Genomic DNA, 21,339 nt, shown 5'->3' on the forward strand with positions numbered 1-21,339 from the left:
AAGGTCGAGATCCGCTGGTCGGACATGGACGTGTTCCAGCACGTCAACCACGCGCGGATGGTGACCCTGCTGGAAGAGGCGCGGATCCCGTGGCTGTTCGACGACGACAAGCCGACGGCCTCGATGGGACGGCAGGGCTGTGTGCTGGTGGACCTGCACGTGAAGTACCGGGGTCAGCTCCGGCACGAGGACACGCCGCTCGACATCGCCATGTGGGTCAAGCAGCTGCGCGCGGTCGATTTCACCATCGGCTACGAGGTGCGGGCCAACGGCGCCGCCCCGGATTCGCCGCCGGCGGTCACCGCGACCACGCAGCTCGCCGCGTTCGACATCGAGACACAGCGGCTGCGCAGGCTCCTCGACACCGAACGTGACTACCTGGCGCTGTGGCGGGCCTGAGTTCGTGAGTTCCGAACAGCGGGTGCTGTACACGCCCGACCCGGCCGAACGCGAGAACCTGGCGACGTTCCTGACCCGCGCCATCCGGCTCGACGACGCCGCCGTCGTCCGGTTGCGGCGGCGGGGATCGAGTCTGGTGTCCGCCTGGGTGGCCACCGGTTTCGAGACGCTCGCGGTGCGGACGGTGACCGCCGAGCTCGGCGTCGACGACGTCACCGTCGGCGCCGACACGGTGCTCGCCGGGCTGCGCACGGGCCATCCGGTCGACCTCGGCTATTCGATGGACTCGGCCTGGCGCGGTGCCCTGCCGCCCACCGAGGGCTTCACCCACGTCGACGACGTGCCCGCCCGCGCCCTGGTGGAACTGGCCGAGCGCGGCGCCGACCTGGCTCGCGAGCACGGTGGCGCGCACGGCCCGCCCGCATCGCTGCTCGACCAGTCGGTGCTCACCGTGACCGGCGCCGACGATCTCGCCGTCGAAGTGCCGATGCGTGTGGTCTTCGCGTTGACCGCCATGGACTTCATCCCGCACGCGGGGGAGAAGGCCGAATCCCGCCGGATCCAGCCGACCGAGCTGGTGCGGGTGCGGGCCACGCGCACCTGGTTGCGGCTCGATGCCCGCTACGGCTCGGTGGCCCGCCGCCTGGGTGGTGGAATTCCCTTGTCGCCCAGCTGAATCAGCCGCTCACACGCCGGTGGCGCCGTCGATGCGTTCGCGGAGGAGATCGGCGTGGCCGCAGTGGCGGGCGTACTCGGCGATCATGTGCGTGTAGATCCACCGCAGGCTGACGTTGCCACCCAGGAACGGGGCCGTGTCGTCCAGGGCGCGGGTGGCGCAGTTGCGGCGGGCCTGGGCGATCTCGTCGTGCCAGATGGTCAGAGCGCGGTCGTACGACGAGTCGGCGGTGAGCTCGAAGCCGCCGTCGTGTCCCGTGGGATCGGCGTGCGGGTCGTAGATGGGCGGCGCCTGCTCCCCGGCGAGGACGCGGCGGAACCAGTTCCGTTCGACCTCGGCCAGGTGCTGGAGCAGGCCGAGCAGGGTCAGCGGTGACGGCCCGGCGGCCGCGGTGCGTAGCTGCTCGTCGGTGAGCCCCGCGCACTTCTGCGCCAAGGTGGCGCGGTAGAAGTCCAGCCACCCCTCCGCGGTCGCGCGCTCGTCGGCCGTCATCGGCGGCGTCGGCCGCTCGTTCGTCGTCATGCGCGACAGGGTGCCAGCAGGGTCGGACATCCCGGCACCCTCGCCCGGCGCTCCCAGGCCCTCTGACGGTCGATAGGTGAACCGGACGGCAGGGCAGCGGCGCCGCCACCGACCGGGACGCCGGCGAGCAGCGCTGCGTGAGCGGCGCGGAGCCGGGACCGTCCGGCTCAGTGCACGCCGACGAGGCGGAGCAGGGCGGTGGTTGCCGCTGCGGCGAGTACGGTGACCAGCAGCGGGGCTCGCCGCCACGCGAGGACGCCGCCCACGCCGACGCCCGCGGGCAGGGCCACACCGAGTTCGCCGGAACCGGTCGGCAGAGTGGCGGTCGCCACCAAGGCCGCGAGCAGGATCAGGGCGCCGGTGTCAAGGAGGTGGATCGTCCTGGCCGACAGGCGAAGCCGATGCCGCAGCGCGGGGCCGGTCCAGCGCAGCGCGTAGGTGCCGACCGCCAGCGCGAGCATCGCCGGAATCAGGTACGGCGTATTCATGACACGCGTCCCGCGTATCGATCCGGGAACGTCAGCACGGCGAAGCCTCGGCCGTCTGCTCCGGCGGGCGCAGCGCGAACACCAGCCCCAGCAGCGCGATGAGCACCGGCAACCCGGCGGGCACGAACGGCGCGACGGCCACGGCCAGGCCCGCGCCGACCAGCACCGGGCGCAGGGTGGCGCGGTCGCGCAGGGCGGGCAGGATCAGGGCCAGCAGGATCACCGGGAACACCGCGTCGAGGCCGAGCGCGGAGGTGTCGGGGACCAGGGAGCCGAGCGCGGCGCCCAGGGCCGCGCCGAGTGGCCAGCACAGGGCGACGCCGATACCGCACGCCCAGTACGCCGCGCGTTTGCGGTCCTGGTCTCCGGGGGCGGTCGCGAAGGCCACCGACTCGTCGTTGAGGACGTGGATGCCCAGCACCCGCTGCCAGCCGCGACCGAACACCTCCGGCGCCGACAGGCCGTACGGCAGGTGCCTGGCGTTGAGCAGCAGCCCGGCGACCACCGCGGCCAGCGGGCTGCCGCCGGCGGCGACGATGCCGAAGAACAGCAGCTCCGAGCCCCCGGCCAGCACGGTCACCGCCATCACGATCGGCATCCACGCCGGGAACCCGGCCGCGATCGTCGAGGCGCCGTAGGACACCCCGAAGAGGCCGACGGCCAGGCAGGCCGCGGCCACGGCGGCGACGGTCCGCCGATCCAGTGTTCGCCATATCGAACGCATGTTTCTCATAATGAACGGCGCCGGTGGGTAAAGTCAACGCGAACTCGCCAGCTCCCAGGAGGCGTTGATGGACCGGCAGGACCCGGTCGCCGGACCACCCCAAGCGGTGATCGCGGCGTCGCTGCGGCGCGAACGCGCCCGCGCAGGTTTGTCGCTGACCGAAGTGGCGAGCCGGGCCGGCGTCGCGAAATCGACGCTGTCCCAACTGGAGTCGGGCACCGGCAATCCCAGCCTGGAGACCCTGTGGGCGCTGTGCGTCGCGCTGGAGATGCCGTTCTCGCGGCTGCTCGACCCGCCCCGGCCCAACGTCCAGGTGATCCGCGCGGCGGAGGGCGACCCGGTGCCGTCGGCCGACGCGGACTATCGCGTGACCTTGCTCGCAGCGGGCCAATCGCACACCCGCTGCGACGTCTACCGCATCGCGGCCGAGCCGGGGCACACCCGGCGCTCGGACCCGCACAACCCCGGCGTCGTCGAGCACGTCGTCCTGGCGGCGGGCCGCGCGCTCGTCGGCCCGGCGGACGAGCCCATCGAGATCGGCCCGGGTGACTACGTGCGCTACCTGGGCGACCTTCCGCACATCTTCGAGGCGCTGGAACCGGGCACCTGGGCCTCGATGGTCATCGAGAGCCCCTGACTCAGGCCGCTCCCTCGCCCAGGTACTGCAACCAGAGCGGATCCAGATCGGCGGTGGTGGAGAGCAGCCGCCAGTGCGGGCCCTTGGGGGAGACCAGGGGATGGCGCAGCGTCCAGCCGAGCTCGGTCAGCATCTTGTCGGCCTTGCGGTGGTTGCACGGGGCGCAGCTGGCGACGCAGTTCTCCCACGAGTGTTCGCCGCCGCGGCTGCGCGGGATCACGTGGTCGATGGTCTCGGCCTTGCCGCCGCAGTAGCCACAGCGGTAGCGGTCGCGGTGCATGAGCGCGGCGCGGGTCATCGGAACCCGGGCGCGATAGGGCACGCGCACATAGGTACGCAGCCGGATGACGGAGGGAATGGCCACTTCGGCGCCCGCCGAATGCAGGATCGGGGCCTCGGGATCGTCGTGGACCGCGTCGGCCTTGGCGCAGATCAGCAGGACGACGGCGCGGCGCGCGGACAGCGCGGTGAGCGGCTCGTAGGTGGCGTTGAGGAGGAGGACCCGGCGCTTGCGCCACGCGGCGGCGTCGTGGTCTCCGGCAAGATGCAATGGCGCGGGGAGATGCGGCAGGTCGTGATGACCGGTTGCGCCCGGATGGTGATCGGACAAGATGTGCAGCGGAATGGCCCCCGAGCCACGGTTGTGGACGTCGGCGGGCTGGAGTTGTCGATGCGCGCGCGCCTCGTGTGACCGGGCGCCTGGTCGCTGCTTCATCGTCGTGACCTCAATTTCATGATTGGCAGGATCATGTGGTATCTGGGGCCGATACTGCCCCCCAGTTGACCATGGTTCCGCCGGTATTGCACGGCTATTTTTCAAACTTTCCGGTGAACTGTGGTTGAAGGGCCACGCGTTCGTGACCCAGGCTGCCGCCGGGCCGTCCGCCGGGTCGGCGGGGCACAATGGAGCCCGTGACTTCAGGTGAGCAGACGACGACCTCGTTCTACGCGGCGGTGGGTGGGGCCGAGACCTTCCGCCGCATCGTGTCCGTGTTCTATCGCGAGGTCGCCGCCGACGAGATCCTGCGCCCGCTCTACCCCGAGGAGGACCTCGGCCCGGCCGAGCGCAGGCTGCGGATGTTCCTCGAACAGTACTGGGGCGGTCCGCGCACCTACTCCGACGAGCGTGGGCACCCCCGGCTGCGGATGCGGCACCACCCGTTCGTCATCGGCCCGCTGGAACGCGACGCGTGGATGCGCTGCATGACGATCGCCGTCGGCGAGATCGAGCCGTCGATCCTGGACGACGAGCATCGCCGGGCGCTGCTGGACTATTTCCAGATGGCCGCGAACTCGCTGCAGAACGCGCCCGGCTGACGGTACGGGTGCCCGGCGTTCGCTGGTGACCGGCCGATGGCGACGCGGTTTCCGGTCGATGCCGGGCTTTACCCCGGTGTTTCGGCACGGCGTGGCGAACGCTGGCGATTTGCCGGATCGAAAGAAAGTGTCGCGCCGGAGGAATATCCCGGGCAATCTTTGGCAATATTGCGGATGTGACACAGACACCTGCCTCGCCGGTGCCGGGGGAAAACAGCACCGCTCCGTGGTGGAAGACCGCCGTGTTCTATCAGGTTTATCCGCGTTCGTTCGCCGACTCCGACGGTGACGGCGTCGGTGACCTGGGCGGCGTCCGCGAGAAGCTCGGGTACCTGGAGCTACTCGGCGTCGACGCGCTGTGGATCTGTCCGGTGATGCGCTCGCCGCAGGCCGACGGCGGCTACGACGTGGCCGATCCGCGCGACATCGACCCGCTCTTCGGCGGGCTGGCCGCCTTCGACGAGCTGATCGCCGAGGCGCACGACCGCGAGATCAAGGTGACCATGGACCTGGTGCCCAACCACACCAGCGTCGAACACCCCTGGTTCACCGCGGCACTGGAAGCGGCGCCGGGCAGCCCGGAACGGGCCCGCTACCTCTTCCGCGACGGGCGCGGACCCGGGGGCGCCGAACCGCCGAACAACTGGCCCAGCATCTTCGGCGGCCCGGCCTGGACGCGGGTCACCGAGCCGGACGGCACGCCCGGCCAGTGGTACCTGCACATCTTCGCGCCCGAACAACCCGACCTGAACTGGGACAATCCCGAGGTCGCCGCCGATTTCGAGAAGACCCTGCGGTTCTGGCTGGACCGCGGCGTCGACGGTTTCCGCATCGATGTCGCCCACGGCATGGCCAAGCCCGACGGCCTGCCCGACATGGCGGTGGTCGAGACCAAGATGCTCGTGCACGACGACGACGATCCGCGCTTCAACAACCCCGGCGTACACGCCATCCACCGCCGCATCCGCGCCGTCGTCGACGACTACCCGCACGCCGTCTCGATCGGCGAGGTCTGGGTGGACGACAACACCCGCTTCGGCGAATACGTGCGGCCCGACGAACTGCACCTGGCGTTCAACTTCCGCCTCGCCGAGACCCCGTTCACCGCCGAGGGCGTGCGCGCGGCGATCACTCATTCGATGGAGGCGGTCGCCGGTGTGGGCGCCCCGCCGACGTGGACTCTGTCCAACCACGACATCGAGCGCGAGGTCACCCGCTACGGCGGCGGCGCGGACGGGGTGGCGCGGGCCAGGGCGATGATGATGGTCGAGCTGGCGCTGCCCGGTGCGGTGTTCGTCTACAACGGCGCCGAACTCGGCCTGCCCAATGTGGACGATCTGCCCGACGACGCGCTGCGGGATCCGGTGTGGGAGCGCTCGGGCCACACCGAACGCGGCCGCGACGGCTGCCGGGTGCCGATCCCGTGGGAGGGCGCGAGCACCCCGTTCGGATTCACCGCGGGCACGCCGTGGCTGCCGATCCCCGCCGAGTGGGCCGACCGCACCGTGGAAGCGCAGCTGGAGACCCTGCACTCGACCCTGTCGCTGTACCGGCTGGCGATCGACTTGCGTGGCACGCGTGCGGAATTCGCGGGTGAGCGGCTGGAGTGGTACGGCAGCCCCGACGGCTGCCTGGCGTTCCGCAGGCCGGGTGGGCTGATCTGTGTGCTCAACGCCTCGGACGGGCCGATCCAGCTGCCGCCGGGCGAGGTGCTGCTGGCCAGCGCGCCGGTCTCCGACGACCGCCTGCCCGCGAACGCGGCGGCCTGGCTGGTGTGATCGCGGCGGACACGCGAGCCCGAGGACCGGCCGGAGGATGAACTACTACACAGCATCGTCTACCGTTGGACCGTGAGCATTCTCGAGACAGTGCTGATCTTCGTCGGCATCCCGGCCGCGATCTACTTCGCGATCGCGGGTTTGTCCTATCTCGGTAAGCCACTGCCCGGTGAGAAGCCGGCCCACTTCGCACTCGGGCAGAAGTGGACCCACCCGCCGGTGCTGTGGAGCGCTACCGACGAGGTGACCGCCGCTGGTGGTCACCACACCGCCGAGTCGCATGGCAGCCATGCGTCTCTCGAAGCCGCGAACGCGGAGCTGATCGGAGGCCGGGCAAGTGGCAAGTTCTAATTGGCCCGCGGTGGTCGAGGCCGACCTGCCGCACGGTGCGGCGCTGACCAGCAGCGGTCGCGTCTCCGCGGTGCACGAGTCGGGCACGGTCTTCGACGAGGTGCCGTTCACCGATCGGGAGCGCATCGCCCTGGACAACGCGCTCACCGAGGCGACCCGCGCGACCAAGGTCCGCTTCAACATCTACCTCGGTGACCTCGGCAACGATCCGGCGGCCGGTGCCGCGGCGATCCTGCCCGGCACCCCCGAGGCGGCCGACTCGGTCCTCATCGCGGTCTCCCCGAATCAGCAGGCCATCGAGGTGCTCTCCGGTGCGAACGTGGCCGAGCGGGCCAACGACCGCATCTGCCAGCTGGGCGTCACCGCCGCGCTGGCGTCGTTCCGTCAGGGCAACCTGATCGACGGCCTGATCTCCGCGGTCCGCGTGATGGCCGCCGCCATCGGCCGCTAGTCCTCTTCTCCACCGTTCGGCGCGGGCACCCCTGTGGTGCCCGCGCCGAACGTGTTTCGGTCACACCCGCGCCCGCCGGTAGGCATCGGGGCTCTGTCCCGTCCAGCGCTGGAAGGACCGGCGCAGGGTGCGGGCGTCGGCATAGCCCAGGCGCGCCGCGATCGACCCGACGGGCAGGTCGGACTCGCGCAACAGGCGTTCGGCGCGGTCACGGCGGGCGGCGTCGACCTCCGCGCGCCAGGTGGTGCCCGCCTCGGCCAGCCGTCGCTGGAAGGTACGCGGGCTGGCCGCGAAGCGGGCCGCGACCGCGCTCAGGTCGAGGGCGCCCGCGGCGAGGTCGTCGAGGATGGCGGCGCGCAGTGCTTCCTCGTAGGTGGGGACGGGAGCGCTGCCGGCCAGCGCGAGTTCGGCATGCCTGCGGACCAGGGCGCCCAGCTGCGGGTCGCCGCCGGTGGGCAGGGCCGCGGCGTCGAGGAAGGTCAGCTGGGCGTGGGGCGCGTCGAAATCGATGCGCCGGGTGCCGAACGCGTCGACCAGGTGCTGCCGGGTCGACGGCGGGCGCTGGCTGAACGCGACGTGGACGGGCGTGATCGGCGTGCCGGTCGCCTCGCGCATCCGGCGCAGCACGGTCGACAGCACGAACTCCTCGACCGGAGCGAGCACCGGGACCGGTTCGATGGCGGCGATCCGCAGCACCAGTAGCCGGTCGTCCTCGTGCACGGTCCAGACGACGCCGGGGTCGGTGGCCAGGGCGCGCAGGTCGAATGCCGCCCGGATGCCGTCGGCGAGGGTGGGTGCGCTGGTGAACAGGTAGTCCCATTCGAGCAGCCGTCCGCGTTCGGCCGCGCTGCCCGCTCGCAGTCCCGCACCCGCACCGCCGACGGCGTCGATGAGTTCCCAGACGCGCCAGGTGGTTTCGGTCGGCAGCCGGGACAGGTCGTCGGCGATGCCCGCCGGATCAGGGCCGGGCAGATGGCGGAGTTCGCCCTCGGTGACACCGATGCCCCGCGCGGTGGCCCGGATCAGCCGGGCGGTCCGGACGGGGATGGTGCGGTCGATCACCAGCGGATGGTATTGCACGCGCACCGGCCGCGGCGCGGGAGAACGTTTCCGGCTGGGTGCAACGGCGCGTGGAGTCCGCCTCTCGACGTGGGAGGTCCGGGGGCGGGCCCGCGGGTGCGCCGTACGGTCGAAGCAACCACGACGACACCACCACTCCGAAACTTTCCCGGCTGATCGGGAATCAAACACGCTTGCTGTAACCTTTAAAAAGGTGATGAATGGTTAGACCGAAATCCGACGTCTCAGGAATCGAGCCATGACGAACCACACCGTCCCCGCCCGGGTGCCCCGCACCGCCGCCACCGTGAAAAACGAACGCGCCCAGGAGGAGTCGTGACCGGCCGCTACGCGCAGGTCGCGTTCACCCCGCTCGTGCGCGAACATCAGCGCGCGCACGGCAGCCTGCGCAGCTATGAGCGCATGGCGCAGGTGCCCGAGGTGGCCGACCGCATCGGGCCGGACGAGGCCTGGTTCATCGGGGAGCGCGACAGCTTCTACCTGGCGACGGTCGGGGAGACCGGCTGGCCCTACATCCAGCACCGCGGTGGCGCGCCGGGATTCCTGAAGGTGCTCGGTGAGCGCACGCTCGGCTTCGCCGACTTCCGGGGCAACAAGCAGTACATCAGCCGAGGCAATCTCGATCATGACGACCGGGTCTCGCTGTTCCTGATGGACTACGCCGCGCAGTCGCGGATGAAGATCTTCGGCCGGGCCCGGGTGGTGGAAGCCGCCGACGATCCCGAACTGATCGCCGCGCTCACGGTCGAGGGGTATCGCGCGCCGGTCGAGCGCGCGGTGCTGATCGAGGTCGAGGCGTTCGACTGGAACTGCCGTCAGCACATTCCGCCGCTGTATCCGCGGGCCGCGGTCGCCGAGGCGATGCAGGTGCTGCGCGACCGGATCGTCGAGCTCGAAGGTGAGATCGCCCGGCTGCGAAGCGAATCCGGGCGCGACTGAATTTCCCCGAGCGGGAATGGGATCGGCCACTGCCCAGTTGTAACCACTGAAATCACTTTAGACAGTTAGGATGTGAGGGCATGCGGCGCGAGCACCTTGCCTGGGCCGGACTGGCGGCGATGACCGTCTCCTTCGGGCTGAACTTCACCATGGGCGTGTTCTTCGCGCCCACCGCCGCGGCCTACGGCGTCTCGGCGACCGCGCTGGCCGTGGCCGCCGCGCTCGGTACCACCGTCACCGGCCTGGCCCAGCAGGGCATCGGCAGGCTGCTGGACGTGGTCGGCCCCAAGCTCGTGCTGATCGGCGGGCTCACGCTCATCTCGGGCAGCTACCTGGTGCTGGCCACGGTCACCGAGACCTGGCAGTTCGTGGCGGCCTACATGGTGCTCGGTGGACTCGGCTTCGCGTCCTCGTCCACCCTCACGGTGACCACCCTGCTCGGCCGGGCGCACGGTGCGCAGGCCGGACCGGCCATGGCCAGGGCCGCCATCGGCATCAACCTGGGACAGCTGATCACCCCGTGGGCCGCGACGGCGCTGTTCGATCCGATCGGGGTGCGCGGCACGTTCGCCCTGCTCGGCGCGATCGGCCTGGCCGCGACCGCCGTGCTCTGGCAGCTGCTGCCCGACGACCCGCGCGTGCCGGCCGTCGCGGGGGCGGGCGAGTCGCTGGCCGATCGATGGAAGATGCTGGTGTCGTTCGGCTTACACGCCGCGACGCTGTACGTCGTCGTGCTGATGCTGCCGAAACACGCGGTGGAGCAGGGCTGGTCGGTGGCGGGGGCGGGCAGGCTGGTCGCGCTGGCCGCGCTGGCGGCCGGTCTCACCTCGGCCGCGATGGTCCGGCTGCTGCGCGTGTACCCGCCGGAAACCCTGCTGCGCGTGCTGTATTCGGTGCGTCTGGCCGCGCTGCTGCCCGCGGTGTTCGTGCCGGGACCCGCGGCGCTGGTGCTGGTGGCCGTGCTGTTCGGCATCGCCTCGTTTCCCGTCATCCCGCTGACCATGGCGATCCTGTCGCGTGGTCTGGACCCGGCGCGGATGGGCCGCACCCTGGCGCCCGCCTGGGTGATCCACCAGCTCTCCGCCGCCGCCGGTCTCGGCGTGGCCACCCTCGTGCACGCCCTCACCGACAGCTACCGCGGCTACTTCGCCCTCGCGCTGGTCTTCACCGTCGCGGCGGCCGCCCTGATCACCCCGGTTCGCCGCCGCGAACCGGTCACCGTCTGAACCGAAAACCCATCCAGAAAGAGAGAACCGGCATGAGCCAGATCCGCCACAACACCGTCCAGATCCAGGGACAGACCGTCTTCTACCGGGAGGCGGGCGACCCGAACGCCCCGACCGTGGTGCTGCTGCACGGGTTCCCGACCAGTTCGGCCATGTTCCGCAACCTGATCCCCGAGCTCGCCGCCGACTACCACGTGATCGCCCCCGATCACCTCGGCTTCGGCCAGTCGGCCATGCCCGCCGTCGACGAATTCGACTACACCTTCGACAAGCTCACCGAGATCACCCTGGAACTGCTCGACACCCTCGGCGTCGACCGCTTCGCGCTCTACATCCAGGACTACGGCGCCCCGATCGGCCTGCGCATCGCCTCGGCCCATCCCGAGCGGATCACCGCGCTGATCACCCAGAGCGGCAACGCCTACCTGGAGGGCTTCACCCCCTTCTGGGAGGTGTTGTTCGCACACGCCAACGATCGCGCCACACACGAGCCCGAGGTGCGCAAGCTGCTCGACCTGGACGCCACGAAATGGCAGTACACGCACGGTGTTCCGGCCGACCGGCTCGCACTGGTCAGCCCCGACACCTGGACGTTGGATCAGGCGTACCTGGATCGCCCGGGCAACAAGGAGATCCAGCTGCAGCTGTTCGCCGACTACAAGAACAACCTCGACGGCTACCCCGGTTTCCAGAAGTACTTCGCCGAGCACCGCCCGCCGACCCTGATCACCTGGGGTGAGCACGACGAGATCTTCGGCGCCGACGGCGCCCGCGCCTACCTGCGCGACCTGCCCGACGCCGAACTGCATCTGCTCGACGCCGGTCACTTCGCCCTGGAATCGCACGGTCCGGAGATCGCCGCGCTGATCCGCGACTTCCTGGGCCGCATCCTGCGCTGATCCGGGCCGGCGGCCGGGCGTCCCACGGCGCCCGGCCGCCGCGATGCGATCGAGTACCCTGATCGGCGGTGTGGCGGCCGCGTGTGGCGGCCGTCGGTGGCAGTGGGGGGAACATGCGCACAGGTATCGCTCGGGGCTTCGTCGCGGCCGCGGTCGCCTGTCTGGTGCTCTCGGTCTCGGCGTGCGCGCACGACACGATGAGCGCGACCGAGGTCGCGGGGACGCCGCAATCCGATTTCTACTCGCCACCCGCGGAATCGATTCCGGGACAGCACGGTTCGGTGATCCGGAGCAAGCCGCTGACCGGCACGTCCGCGGTGCCGGGCGCGCGCAACTTCCTCGTGCTGTACCGCTCGGTCGACGCGCAGAACAAGCCGGTGGCGGTCTCGGGCACCCTCGCGGTGCCGGAGGGTACCCCGCCCGCGGGTGGCTGGCCGCTCATCTCCTGGGCGCCCGGCACCAACGGCGTCGCCGATGTGTGCGCGCCCTCGCGCACCGAAGGGTCCACGCCGGGCAAGGACGAGCAGGCGCGCTGGATCGCCAAGGGTTACGCGGTGGCCAGGACCGACTATCAGGGGCTGGGCACGCCGGGCCCGCACGGTTACCTGATCGGGGAGACCGAACAGCGGGCCATGGCCGATATCGCTACGGCCGCAGGCGAAGTCGACCGATCCGTCGGTACGCGCTGGGTCGCCATGGGACATTCGCAGGGTGGCCACGCCGCCCTGTTCGCCGCGAGCGCGGCGGGCGCCTGGACGCCCGGTTCGGCACCGCTGGGCGCGGTCGCGCTGGCGCCGGCCTCGCACCTGGGTGAGCAGGTGCGGATGGCGAAGTGGGCGGTGTCCAACCCGCTCGGCAAACTCGGCACCGGCGACGTCTCGCTCTATCTGCCGTTGCTGGTGCGCGGCGCGCAGACCATCACCGATGTCGATCCGGCCCGCTTCCTCACCCAGCGCGCGCAGTCGCTGCTGCCGCTGGCCGACTCCGAATGCACGGCGGGACTGCGGGATCGGAGCAAATGGGGCGGGCTGGCCCCGAAGGACGTGTTCAGCAAGGACGGTGACGTGTCCGGGTTGCTGCGCGTCCTGGACGACAACGATCCGAGCGGCCTGAGTTTCACCACGCCGGTGCTGGTGCTGCAGGGGCGCTCCGACATGACCGTTCCGCTGCAGTCCACCGACGCGATGGTCGCCGAGCAGCAGGTGCGCGGCCAGTCGGTGGACTACCGCAAGTACGACGACGTGGACCACAGCGGCATCGCGGCCGCCTCGTTCGCCGACGCGCTCGGCTGGGTGGACACCCGCTTCGGCATCACCCGCTGAGTCCGGTTACGCCGAGAGCAGAAGAACCGGGTGGATTCGGTCTGCCGTCCCTACCCTCGGAGTATGGGCGAACACAGCGGGTTGCGGGTGATTCCGGGCGGACGCGGCGAGGGGCGGCCGCGCCCCGAACCGCTGTGGCGGGAGGCGCTGGGCGACCGCCTGCGCGCCTTGCGCCAGGAACGGCGATCGACTCTGGTCGAGACGGCGAGCCGGGCCGGCATCTCCCCGCAGTACCTGTCCGAGGTGGAGCGGGGCCGCAAGGAACCCTCCAGCGAGATGATCGCCGCGCTGGCCGGCGCCCTCGACACGTCGCTGAGCGAGCTCGTCGCCCAGGTGGCCGACGCCATGCGGCGGGCCGTGCCGGTGCGCGCGGTGGTCGTCGGCGAGGATCGCCGGATCGCGGCGCCGACGGGACCCGCGCCGGTGCGGAACTCGTTCGCCCCGAACGCCGTGCTGCTGGCGGCCTGAGCCTGCCTGCGCCTCAGGCCCGCGCCGGGAGCGATTCGCTCAGGCCGCGCAGCATGTCGACCAGCGAACCGACCGGCATCTCGGGGTCGATCGCGCGCTGCACGCCCAGACCGATACCGAGCGAGAGCAGCTGCAGCGCGGCTTCCTCGGCCGGGACCGGCAGTTCGAAGCCCATCTCGTCGGCCTGCACCTGAACCAGCGAGGCCAGCACCGCGGTCATCGACCGCCTGCGTGCCGCCAGTTCGGTGCGCACCTCGGGCATGTGCCGGGTACTGGTCGCGAACTCCACCTCGAGTGCCGTCCAGCCGACGTCACCGATGTTCTCGTCGGCCCAGCGGGCGAAGCCCTCGATGCGTTCGGCCATGGTGTCGTGCCCCATGACCGCGGCGCTGAGCGATTCGGCGCGTTCCACGTGCACGACGTCGATGACGGCCAGGCCCAGTTCGTGCTTGGTGGCGAAATTCGAGTACACCGCGCCCTTGGAGAAACCGGCCGCCGTGGCGACCTTCTCCAGCGACGTCACGTTGTAGCCGTCGGCCAGGAACAGGCGCTTGGCGGTCTCGACCAGACGTTCACGCGTCTGCGCGTGCGATTCCTTGCGTGTCATCCGGGCCATACGCTGGAGTTTAGCAAATCGGGCTACCGCTAGAACTCAAATACCGTTAGTATCCGAATTATGACTACACGACGTGGCCTCGCCATCGGGTGCGGCGGCATCCTCGGCTTCGCCTGGACCGCTGTCGCCCTGGACGCCGTCGGGCGCGCGCTGGACTGGGACGTGCGCACCGCCGACGTGCTGATCGGCACCTCGGCCGGCGCCGAGATCGTCGCCGCGCTCGGCGCCGGCCGTACTCCGGCGGATCTGCTCGCAGCCCTCGACGGCGCCCCGGACGCCGACCCCGTGCTCGCCGCCCATGTGGCCGTCGACCCCGGTTCCGTGCCGCCGGTCCCCGCGCCGGTGCTGCCCGGGCTCGCGCTCGTCGGAGCGGGCGTGCGCGCCGGTTCGGCCTACACCGCGCTGGCCGGCTTGCTGCCGAAGGGCCGCGGCGACGCGAACTTCCTGCGGGCCTACGGCCGGGGACTGGTCCCGCGCGGCGGCTGGGTCGGCCATCCGGCCACCTGGCTGGTCGGCGCCGATCGCCGCACGGGCGAACGGGTCGCCTTCGGCTCGCCCACCGCACCGCATGTCGACCTCGGTGCGGCCATCGCGGCGTCCTGGGCGATTCCCGGCTGGTTCCCGCCGGTGTCGATCGACGGCCGCGAGTACGTCGACGGTGGCGCGGTGTCGTCGGTCTCGGCCGATCTGCTCGTCCCGCTCGGCCTCGACGAGGTGGTGGTCGTCGCCCCGATGACCTCCGCGGGCGGCGCCCCCGCCACCGGCCTGAGCCGGGTCGAACGGCTGCTGCGTGCCCAGATGACGCGCGGTCTCGACCGGGAGGTCGCCGCACTGCGTCGCGCGGGCACCCGGGTGATCCGGGTCGAGCCCGGCCCCGAGGACCTGGCCGTGATGGGCCCCAACTTCATGGATTTCGCCCGCCGCGCGAACACCCTCGCGACCGCACGGCGCACCACCCCCACCCGCGTCGCGGCCGCGATCCGCACCGCGAACGAAGGAGCAACCGTATGACCACCCACCACGAGGTGATCGTCATCGGCGCAGGCATCTCCGGTATCTGCGCCGCCATCAAACTCGCCGAGGCGGGAGTGCGCGATGTCGTGATCCTGGACAAGGCCGACACCTTCGGCGGCACCTGGCGCGCCAACACCTATCCCGGCTGCGCCTGCGACGTCCCCTCCGGGCTGTACTCGTTCTCCTTCGCCCCCAACAGCGAATGGTCGCGGCTGTTCGCGACCCAGCCCGAGATCCTCGCCTACGTCGACGGTGTGGCGCGCGAGCACGGGCTGGCCGAGCGCACCCGCTTCGGTGTGGAGGTGCGCGGCGCCGCGTGGGACCAGACCGAGCGCCGGTGGCGGCTCGACACCAGCGACGGCGAGCTGACCGCGCGCTTCGTGGTCTCGGCCGCGGGCCCGTGGAACGAGCCGCGGGTGCCGGAGATCCCCGGCCTGGCGCAGTTCCCCGGCGAGGTGTTCCACTCCGCGCGCTGGAACCACGACTACGACCTGCGCGGCAAGCGCGTCGCCGTGGTCGGCACCGGGGCCTCGGCGGTGCAGTTCGTGCCCGAGATCCAGCCCGACGTGGCCGCCCTGCACCTGTTCCAGCGCACCGCGCAGTGGGTGCTGCCCAAGCTCGACCACCCGGTGCCCGGCTTCGAGAAGCGCGTCATGCGCCGGGTCCCGTTCGCGCACAAGGCGTTGCGGTCGATCGAGTACTCGCTGATGGAGAGCCTGGGTGTCGCGTTCCGCAATCCGCGGCCGCTGATGCAGACGGTGCAGAAGGTGGGCTCGGCGTATCTGCGCGCGGTGGTGCGCGACAAGGAACTGCGCGCCAAGCTCACTCCCGACTACCTGCTCGGCTGCAAGCGAATCCTGTTCTCCAACAGCTACCTCCAGTCGCTCACCAAGGACAACGTGGCCGTGCACGCCACCGCCGTCGCCGAATTCCGCGGCAACACGGTGATCGGCGCCGACGGCAGCACCGCCGAGGTGGACGCGGTCATCCTCGGCACCGGCTTCCACATCCTCGACACCCCGCTGGCCGACATCGTGCGCGGCACCGACGGCCGCACCATGGCCGAGCACTGGCAGGGCTCGCCCGAGGCCTACCTCGGCACCGTCACCACCGGATTCCCGAACGCGTTCACCGTGCTCGGTCCCAGCCTCGGCACCGGCCACTCCTCGGCGTTCGCGATTCTCGAGGCGCAGGTGGACTTCCTGGTCTCGGCGATCGCGAGCGCGCGCAGGCGCGGCTGGGCGATCCTCGACGTACGTCCCGAGGTCCAGGCCCGCTATGTCGAGCAGGTGCAGGCCGCGCTGGCGGGCACCGTCTACAACGCGGGCGGCTGCCAGAGCTACTACCTGGACGCCAACGGCCGCAACAGTTTCAGCTGGCCCTGGTCCACCGGCGAACTGACCCGGCGGGTCAGCGCCTTCCACCCCGACGATTTCTCCATTGTCAACGACGACGAAATGGCGGTACCGGCATGAGTTATCCCCGCATCGACCTCGACGGCGCGCTGGTCGCGATCACCGGCGCCGCGCGCGGCATCGGCCTGGCCACGGCGGCGGCCTTCCTCGCCGAAGGCGCCTATGTGGCGCTCGGCGATCTCGACGAGGCGCTGGCCGTGCAGGCCGCCGAAGGGCTCGGCGACCGGGCCATGGGACACGTCCTCGACGTCACCGACAAGGCCTCGTACGCGGCGTTTCTCGCCGCCGCGTCCGCGTGGCGCGGTGGCCCGCTGGACGTGCTGGTCAACAACGCGGGCGTCATGCCCAACGGCGCGTTCCTCGAGCAGTCCGACCGGATCGACCAGCTCACCATGGACGTCAATGTCTACGGCGTCATCCACGGCATGCGGCTGGCCCTGCCCGGCATGGTCGAGCGCGGCTACGGTCACGTGGTGAACGTGGCCTCACTGGCGGGCAAGTTCCCGATCAAGGGCCTGGCGGTCTACAACGCCAGCAAGTACGCGGTGGTCGGGCTGACCGCGGCCACCCGCCTGGAGATGGACGACACCGGCGTCAGCGTGAGCGCGGTGCTGCCCTCGGCGGTGCGCACCGAACTGAGCTCCGGCATCGACTACGGCATCCTGCCCGCCGTCGACCCCGAGGACATCGCCGCCGCGGTGGTGCGCACGGTCCGGACCAGGTCGGCCGAGACGGCCGTGCCGTCGTATGTAGGGCTGGCGGCCAATGCCGCCGGACTCGTCCCCGAGCGGGTGATGCGCCTGGCCCGCAGGGCCGCGCACGACGACGCCGCGATCACCCGGGTGGACGACCGCGTGCGCCGCGCCTACCTCGACCGCATCGAGAAGCAGTAGGGCTCACTCCCGTTCGTGCAGCACCATGTCGACCAGGCCGTACTCCGGTGCGGTGTCGGCGGTGAACACCCGATCGCGATCGGTGTCCCGGCGCAGCGTCTCCGGCGTCTGCCCGGTGTGCCGGGACAGGATCGCCTCGATCGCGGCGCGCATCCGGACGATCTCGTCGGCCTGCAGGATCAGGTCCGGGATGGTGCCCTGACCGCGAGTCGCGGGCTGGTGCAAGACGATCCGGGTGTGCGGCAGCATCGCGCGATGCCCGGGCGCGCCACCGGCGAGCAGGACGGCGCCGACCGCGATGGCCTGGCCGACACAGGTGGTGTGCACGGGCGCCTTGATGAACCGCATGGTGTCGTAGACGGCGAGCATCGCCGACAGGTCGCCGCCCTCGCAGTTGATGTACAGGCTGATCGGCTGACCGGGGCTGTCCGACTCCAGGTGCAGCAGCTGCGCGATGAGCGCGTTGGCGACCCCGGAGTCGATCGGCGTGCCCAGGTAGACGATGCGCTCGCTGAGCAGGTGCGAGTAGATGTCGGTGATGCGCTCGCCGCCGCGATGCTGCGAGACCACATTGGGAATGGTGTAGCTGGTCATGAGAACTCCTCTGGGACAGCGCGTCTCACGCCGTGATGCCGATGCGGTGACGGTTGGGGACGACCTGGTCGAAGGATTCGACGATGTGGTCGACGAAGCCGTACTCCTTGGCCTGGGCGGCGGTGAACCAGCGGTCGTGCAGGGAGTCCTCGTAGATCCGGTCGAACGGCTGACCGGTGTCGGCGGCGATCAGGCCGAGCACCGTGTCGACGGTGTAGCGCAGATCGTCGGCCTGCACCTCCACCTCGACGGCCGAGCCGCCGATCCCGGCCGAGCCCTGGTGCATGAGGATGCGCGCGTGCGGCAGGGCGAACCGCCGTCCCGGGGTGCCCGAGGACAGCAGGAACTGACCGGCGCTGCACGCCAGGCCGAGCGCGAGCGTCGACACCTCGCACGGCACCAGCCGCATCACGTCCCGGATGGCGAGCATCGACGGCACCGAGCCGCCGGGGGAGTGGATCCACAGCGAGATCGGCGCCTCGGGGGATTGGGCCGCCAGGGTCAGCAGCTGGGTGATGAGCAGGGTGCCGTTGTCGTCGTCGAGCGGGCCGTCGAGGACGAGGATGCGGCGGCCGAACAGCTGTTCGCGGACCCGCCAGCTGAACATCGGAGTCTTGTCGTCGTGTGCCATGACTCCACGGTGCCTGGCGCGCACCGTGATTCGCGCCCTTCGCTGCTGTGAGCGGATCTGCTCACAGCAGCGCAGCGCCGCCGGCTCAGCCCGCGGTCGTGCGTCGGAGCGGGCCCTTGAAAGCCGACATGGAGGAAGCTCCCCGTCGCAGCCTACCGGCGATCGACGGGGCGGGCGGAAAGAGCTGGGCCGCAGGGATTCAGCTCACCGGACGCGGACCGGCCCCCGATCACGAGGATCGAGGGCCGGTCGCGGGGGTCCCTACTTGGCGTCGAACTCCCTGGCGCGCAGGGAGCGTTCGATGCCGGCCCGGCCTTCCGATACCAGGCGGTACAGGGCGGGCGGGTGGTCGCCGGCGAGGAACTCGTCGGCCTTGGCCACCGCGTCCTCGCTGATCGCCCAGTGCGGGTAGAGCCCGATGACGACGGTCTGGGCGACCTCGCTGGAGCGGCGCTCCCACACCGAGGGGATCTCGGCGAAGTAGCGGTCCACATACGGTGCCAGCAGCTCACCCTGGCCCGCCGGGGCGAACCCGCCGACGATGGCGCGGGCAGTGATGTTGGGGACCGAGTCGTCGCCCATCACGGTCTGCCAGGCCTGCGCCTTCACCTCGGCGATCGGGCGCGCGGTGGCCGCGGCCGCGGCCTGGCGCTTGCCCGCCGCGGTGGGGTCGCCCGCCAGCTCGGCGTCGATGGTGGGGGTGCTCACGCCGTCGGCGTCGATCTGGCCTGCCGCGGCCAGCGCGGTGACGATGCGCCACCGCAGATCGGTGTCGACGGTGAGCCCGCTCAGTCCGGCCGCCGCCGGGTCGCCGTCGAGCAGCTGGGCCAGCACCCCGGTGTGCCGCGATTCCAGCTTCGCGCCGGTCAGGGCGTTGACGAAGGCGAGCTGATGATCCGAGCCCGCCTCGGCGGCGCGGGCCAGCTCCAGCAGCCGGTCGGCGAAAGCGGGCCAGCCCTCCCGCTCGGCCCACTCCGGATCGGCGTAGCTGGAGATGGCGGTGACGGCCTGCATGAGCAGCCGCTGCACCACGCCGATCTCGGACTCCGCGCCGATCCCGCGCTGCACCAGCGCGACGAAATCGCGCGCCTTCATCTCCGCCTGGCGGGTCATCTCCCAGGCGGCCGACCAGGCCAGCGTGCGCGGCAGCGAGTCGGCGATGTCGCCGATGCGCTGTACGACCACGTCCAGGGAGTCGGCGTCCAGGCGCAGCGAGCAGTAGGTGAGGTCGTCGTCGTTGACCAGCACCAGCTGCCCACGCGGCACCCCGACCAGCTCGGACACCTCGGTGCGCCCGGTCGCGTCGAGGTCGAGCTCGGCGCGATGGGTGCGCACCAGCTTGCCGTCGACGTCGTCGTAGACACCGATCGCGATCCGGTGCACCCGGTGCTCACCGGCGCCCGGCGCGGCGCCCTCCTGCACCACGGCGAAGCTCGAGAAGGTCCCGTCCGGCGCCACCAGGAAGTCCGGGCGCAGGATGTTCAGGCCGGTGGTCTTGAGCCACTGCGCGCCCCAGTCCGACAGGTCGCGGCCCGAGGCCTGCTCCAGCGCGGCCAGCAGATCGTCGAAGGTGGCGTTGCCGTAGGCGTGTTCGGCGAAGTACGCGCGCAGGCCGGCCAGGAACGGCTGCAGGCCGACGTAGGCGACGAGCTGCTTGAGGACGCTGGCGCCCTTGGCGTAGGTGATGCCGTCGAAGTTCACCTCCACCGCGTGCAGGTCGGGGATGTCGGCCGCGATCGGGTGGGTCGAGGGCAACTGGTCCTGCCGGTAGGCCCAGGACTTCTCGACATTGGCGAAGGTGGTCCAGGCGCTGGTGTATTCGGTGGCCTCGGCCTGGCACAGCACCGAGGCGAAGGTCGCGAACGACTCGTTGAGCCACAGGTCGTCCCACCACTTCATGGTGACCAGGTCGCCGAACCACATGTGCGCCATCTCGTGCAGCACGGTCTCGGCGCGGCGCTCGTAGGACGCGCGGGTCACCTTGGAGCGGAAGACGTAGTCCTCGAGGAAGGTGACCGCGCCCGCGTTCTCCATCGCGCCCGCGTTGAACTCCGGCACGAACAGCTGGTCGTACTTGCCGAAGGCATACGGCACGCCGAAGTTGTCGTGGTAGAAGGCGAAGCCCTGCTTGGTCTCGGTGAACAGCCGATCGGCGTCCATGTGCCCGGCCAGCGAGGCACGGCAGAACAGCCCGAGCGGGATCTCGCCGTGGCTGTCGGTGTAGGAGTCGGTCCACTTCGCGTACGGGCCCGCGATCATGGCGACCAGGTAGGTGCTCATCTTCGGGGTGGTGGCGAAGGTGTGCCGCACCACGGCGCCGACCTTGTGCTCCTCGATCGTGGCGCCGTTGGACACCACCTGCCAGTCGGCGGGCGCGGTGGCCACGATGTCGAAGGTGGCCTTGAGGTCGGGCTGGTCGAAGCAGGCGAACATCCGCTTGGCGTCGGCGGTCTCGAACTGCGAGTACAGGTAGACCCGGTCGTCGGCGGGGTCGACGAAGCGGTGCAGACCCTCGCCGGTGTGCGAGTACTCGCAGTCGGCCTCGACGACGAGCTCGTTGGCGGCGGCCAGGTCGGGCAGCGCGATGCCGGTCGACTCGTCGTAGCCGCTCACGTCCAGCGGGGTGCCGTTGAGCACGGCCGAGCGGACCCGCGGCGCGACCAGATCGATGTAGGTGCTCGCGCCGGGAGTGGCGGTGAAGGTCACGGTGGTGGTGGAACCGAAGGTGTCCGACACCTCCGAACCGGCGCCGCGCGGCTGGTCGGTGAGGTCGAGTTCGATCCGGTAGTTCTGCACGGCCACGGTGGCCGCGCGTTCGACCGCCTGGTCGCGGGTGAGATTCGGGGCGGACATAGATCTCCTTCGTCGTCGACGAACACGGCACGGTCGAGCGGTCCCG

At 70.8% G+C, this 21,339-nt stretch carries 24 protein-coding genes; 15 read left to right on the top strand and 9 right to left on the bottom strand.

All coding sequences use genetic code 11. The annotated features are described in order from the left end of the window. Positions 1–24 precede the first annotated feature (24 nt). Complete coding sequence (locus EL493_RS11210) at positions 25–399, top strand: acyl-CoA thioesterase (RefSeq protein ID WP_126406135.1); 375 nt, start codon at positions 25–27, stop codon at positions 397–399. A gap of 4 nt (positions 400–403) precedes the next feature. After that, positions 404–1,075 carry a hypothetical protein gene (locus tag EL493_RS11215; protein ID WP_019045713.1) on the top strand — a complete coding sequence of 224 codons (672 nt, stop codon included), beginning with the start codon at positions 404–406 and terminating at the stop codon, positions 1,073–1,075. Between the two features lie 9 nt (positions 1,076–1,084). Here the strand turns inward: EL493_RS11215 and EL493_RS11220 are convergent, their stop codons facing one another. The 3 genes from EL493_RS11220 to EL493_RS11230 form a co-directional block, all read right to left on the bottom strand. After that, a complete protein-coding gene (locus tag EL493_RS11220) occupies positions 1,085–1,597 on the bottom strand; it encodes a DinB family protein (RefSeq protein ID WP_019045714.1) in 513 nt (170 codons plus the stop codon). 167 nt (positions 1,598–1,764) lie between these two features. Continuing rightward, positions 1,765–2,085: an AzlD domain-containing protein gene (locus EL493_RS11225; RefSeq protein ID WP_019045715.1), complete on the bottom strand. Its 321-nt coding sequence runs from the start codon at positions 2,083–2,085 to the stop codon at positions 1,765–1,767. Positions 2,086–2,116: 31 nt separating this feature from the next. Continuing rightward, positions 2,117–2,809, bottom strand: coding sequence for an AzlC family ABC transporter permease (locus tag EL493_RS11230; protein WP_022567165.1), 693 nt, complete (start codon positions 2,807–2,809; stop codon positions 2,117–2,119). A 67-nt stretch (positions 2,810–2,876) separates the two neighbouring features. Between EL493_RS11230 and EL493_RS11235 the strand changes: the two genes are divergently transcribed. Continuing rightward, entirely contained in the window at positions 2,877–3,446 is a 570-nt protein-coding gene (locus EL493_RS11235; RefSeq protein ID WP_022567166.1) for a helix-turn-helix domain-containing protein, read from the top strand. A 1-nt stretch (position 3,447) separates the two neighbouring features. Here EL493_RS11235 and EL493_RS11240 read toward each other — a convergent pair whose 3' ends face one another. Continuing rightward, the gene (locus tag EL493_RS11240) at positions 3,448–4,161 is read right to left on the bottom strand and encodes an HNH endonuclease (RefSeq protein WP_022567167.1); all 714 of its coding nucleotides are present in this window, start codon (positions 4,159–4,161) and stop codon (positions 3,448–3,450) included. Positions 4,162–4,349: 188 nt separating this feature from the next. Here EL493_RS11240 and EL493_RS11245 point away from each other — a divergent pair, with 188 nt between their 5' ends. The 4 genes from EL493_RS11245 to EL493_RS11260 all read left to right on the top strand — a co-directional run bounded on the left by EL493_RS11245 (position 4,350) and on the right by EL493_RS11260 (position 7,343). Continuing rightward, complete coding sequence (locus EL493_RS11245) at positions 4,350–4,763, top strand: globin (protein ID WP_019045720.1); 414 nt, start codon at positions 4,350–4,352, stop codon at positions 4,761–4,763. A gap of 176 nt (positions 4,764–4,939) precedes the next feature. Then, positions 4,940–6,541: a glycoside hydrolase family 13 protein gene (locus EL493_RS11250; protein WP_081723239.1), complete on the top strand. Its 1,602-nt coding sequence runs from the start codon at positions 4,940–4,942 to the stop codon at positions 6,539–6,541. A 72-nt stretch (positions 6,542–6,613) separates the two neighbouring features. After that, positions 6,614–6,892, top strand: coding sequence for an aa3-type cytochrome oxidase subunit CtaJ (gene ctaJ, locus EL493_RS11255; RefSeq protein WP_019045722.1), 279 nt, complete (start codon positions 6,614–6,616; stop codon positions 6,890–6,892). Next, on the top strand, positions 6,879–7,343 hold the full coding sequence (locus tag EL493_RS11260; protein WP_030202557.1) for a DUF5130 domain-containing protein: 465 nt from the start codon (positions 6,879–6,881) through the stop codon (positions 7,341–7,343). Before ctaJ ends, EL493_RS11260 begins: the two co-directional genes overlap by 14 nt. Positions 7,344–7,403: 60 nt before the next feature. On the opposite strand, the gene EL493_RS11265 is transcribed toward EL493_RS11260, so the two are convergent. Beyond that, a complete protein-coding gene (locus EL493_RS11265; protein WP_126405667.1) occupies positions 7,404–8,405 on the bottom strand; it encodes a helix-turn-helix domain-containing protein in 1,002 nt (333 codons plus the stop codon). A 333-nt stretch (positions 8,406–8,738) separates the two neighbouring features. Between EL493_RS11265 and EL493_RS11270 the strand changes: the two genes are divergently transcribed. From EL493_RS11270 to EL493_RS11290, 5 genes are all read left to right on the top strand, one after another. Further along, entirely contained in the window at positions 8,739–9,362 is a 624-nt protein-coding gene (locus EL493_RS11270) for a pyridoxamine 5'-phosphate oxidase family protein (protein WP_019045725.1), read from the top strand. A gap of 80 nt (positions 9,363–9,442) precedes the next feature. Next, the gene (locus EL493_RS11275) at positions 9,443–10,588 is read left to right on the top strand and encodes an MFS transporter (RefSeq protein WP_019045726.1); all 1,146 of its coding nucleotides are present in this window, start codon (positions 9,443–9,445) and stop codon (positions 10,586–10,588) included. A 32-nt stretch (positions 10,589–10,620) separates the two neighbouring features. Next, the gene (locus EL493_RS11280) at positions 10,621–11,487 is read left to right on the top strand and encodes an alpha/beta fold hydrolase (RefSeq protein ID WP_019045727.1); all 867 of its coding nucleotides are present in this window, start codon (positions 10,621–10,623) and stop codon (positions 11,485–11,487) included. Between the two features lie 113 nt (positions 11,488–11,600). Then, positions 11,601–12,809: an alpha/beta hydrolase family protein gene (locus EL493_RS11285; protein WP_019045728.1), complete on the top strand. Its 1,209-nt coding sequence runs from the start codon at positions 11,601–11,603 to the stop codon at positions 12,807–12,809. Between the two features lie 63 nt (positions 12,810–12,872). Then, positions 12,873–13,277 (top strand): helix-turn-helix domain-containing protein, encoded by a 405-nt coding sequence (locus tag EL493_RS11290; RefSeq protein WP_019045729.1) that lies wholly within the window; start codon positions 12,873–12,875, stop codon positions 13,275–13,277. 13 nt (positions 13,278–13,290) lie between these two features. Here the strand turns inward: EL493_RS11290 and EL493_RS11295 are convergent, their stop codons facing one another. Next, positions 13,291–13,893 carry a TetR/AcrR family transcriptional regulator gene (locus EL493_RS11295; protein ID WP_019045730.1) on the bottom strand — a complete coding sequence of 201 codons (603 nt, stop codon included), beginning with the start codon at positions 13,891–13,893 and terminating at the stop codon, positions 13,291–13,293. A gap of 60 nt (positions 13,894–13,953) precedes the next feature. Between EL493_RS11295 and EL493_RS11300 the strand changes: the two genes are divergently transcribed. Genes EL493_RS11300 through EL493_RS11310 form a run of 3 tightly spaced genes read left to right on the top strand, consistent with a single transcriptional unit; the run spans position 13,954 to position 17,215 of the window. Further along, positions 13,954–14,904 carry a patatin-like phospholipase family protein gene (locus tag EL493_RS11300; protein ID WP_019045731.1) on the top strand — a complete coding sequence of 317 codons (951 nt, stop codon included), beginning with the start codon at positions 13,954–13,956 and terminating at the stop codon, positions 14,902–14,904. Beyond that, entirely contained in the window at positions 14,901–16,382 is a 1,482-nt protein-coding gene (locus EL493_RS11305) for a flavin-containing monooxygenase (RefSeq protein WP_019045732.1), read from the top strand. Before EL493_RS11300 ends, EL493_RS11305 begins: the two co-directional genes overlap by 4 nt. Further along, entirely contained in the window at positions 16,379–17,215 is an 837-nt protein-coding gene (locus EL493_RS11310) for an SDR family oxidoreductase (protein ID WP_019045733.1), read from the top strand. The genes EL493_RS11305 and EL493_RS11310 overlap by 4 nt, the downstream gene beginning before the upstream one ends. 3 nt (positions 17,216–17,218) lie before the next feature. On the opposite strand, the gene EL493_RS11315 is transcribed toward EL493_RS11310, so the two are convergent. From EL493_RS11315 to pepN, 3 genes are all read right to left on the bottom strand, one after another. Further along, positions 17,219–17,809 (bottom strand): ClpP family protease, encoded by a 591-nt coding sequence (locus EL493_RS11315; RefSeq protein WP_019045734.1) that lies wholly within the window; start codon positions 17,807–17,809, stop codon positions 17,219–17,221. A 25-nt stretch (positions 17,810–17,834) separates the two neighbouring features. Then, positions 17,835–18,440, bottom strand: coding sequence for a ClpP family protease (locus tag EL493_RS11320; RefSeq protein WP_019045735.1), 606 nt, complete (start codon positions 18,438–18,440; stop codon positions 17,835–17,837). A 261-nt stretch (positions 18,441–18,701) separates the two neighbouring features. Continuing rightward, positions 18,702–21,293: an aminopeptidase N gene (gene pepN / locus EL493_RS11325; protein ID WP_019045736.1), complete on the bottom strand. Its 2,592-nt coding sequence runs from the start codon at positions 21,291–21,293 to the stop codon at positions 18,702–18,704. Positions 21,294–21,339 lie beyond the last annotated feature (46 nt).

The sequence above is a fragment of the Nocardia asteroides genome (genome assembly GCF_900637185.1).
GTDB classification, from domain to species: Bacteria; Actinomycetota; Actinomycetes; order Mycobacteriales; family Mycobacteriaceae; genus Nocardia; species Nocardia asteroides.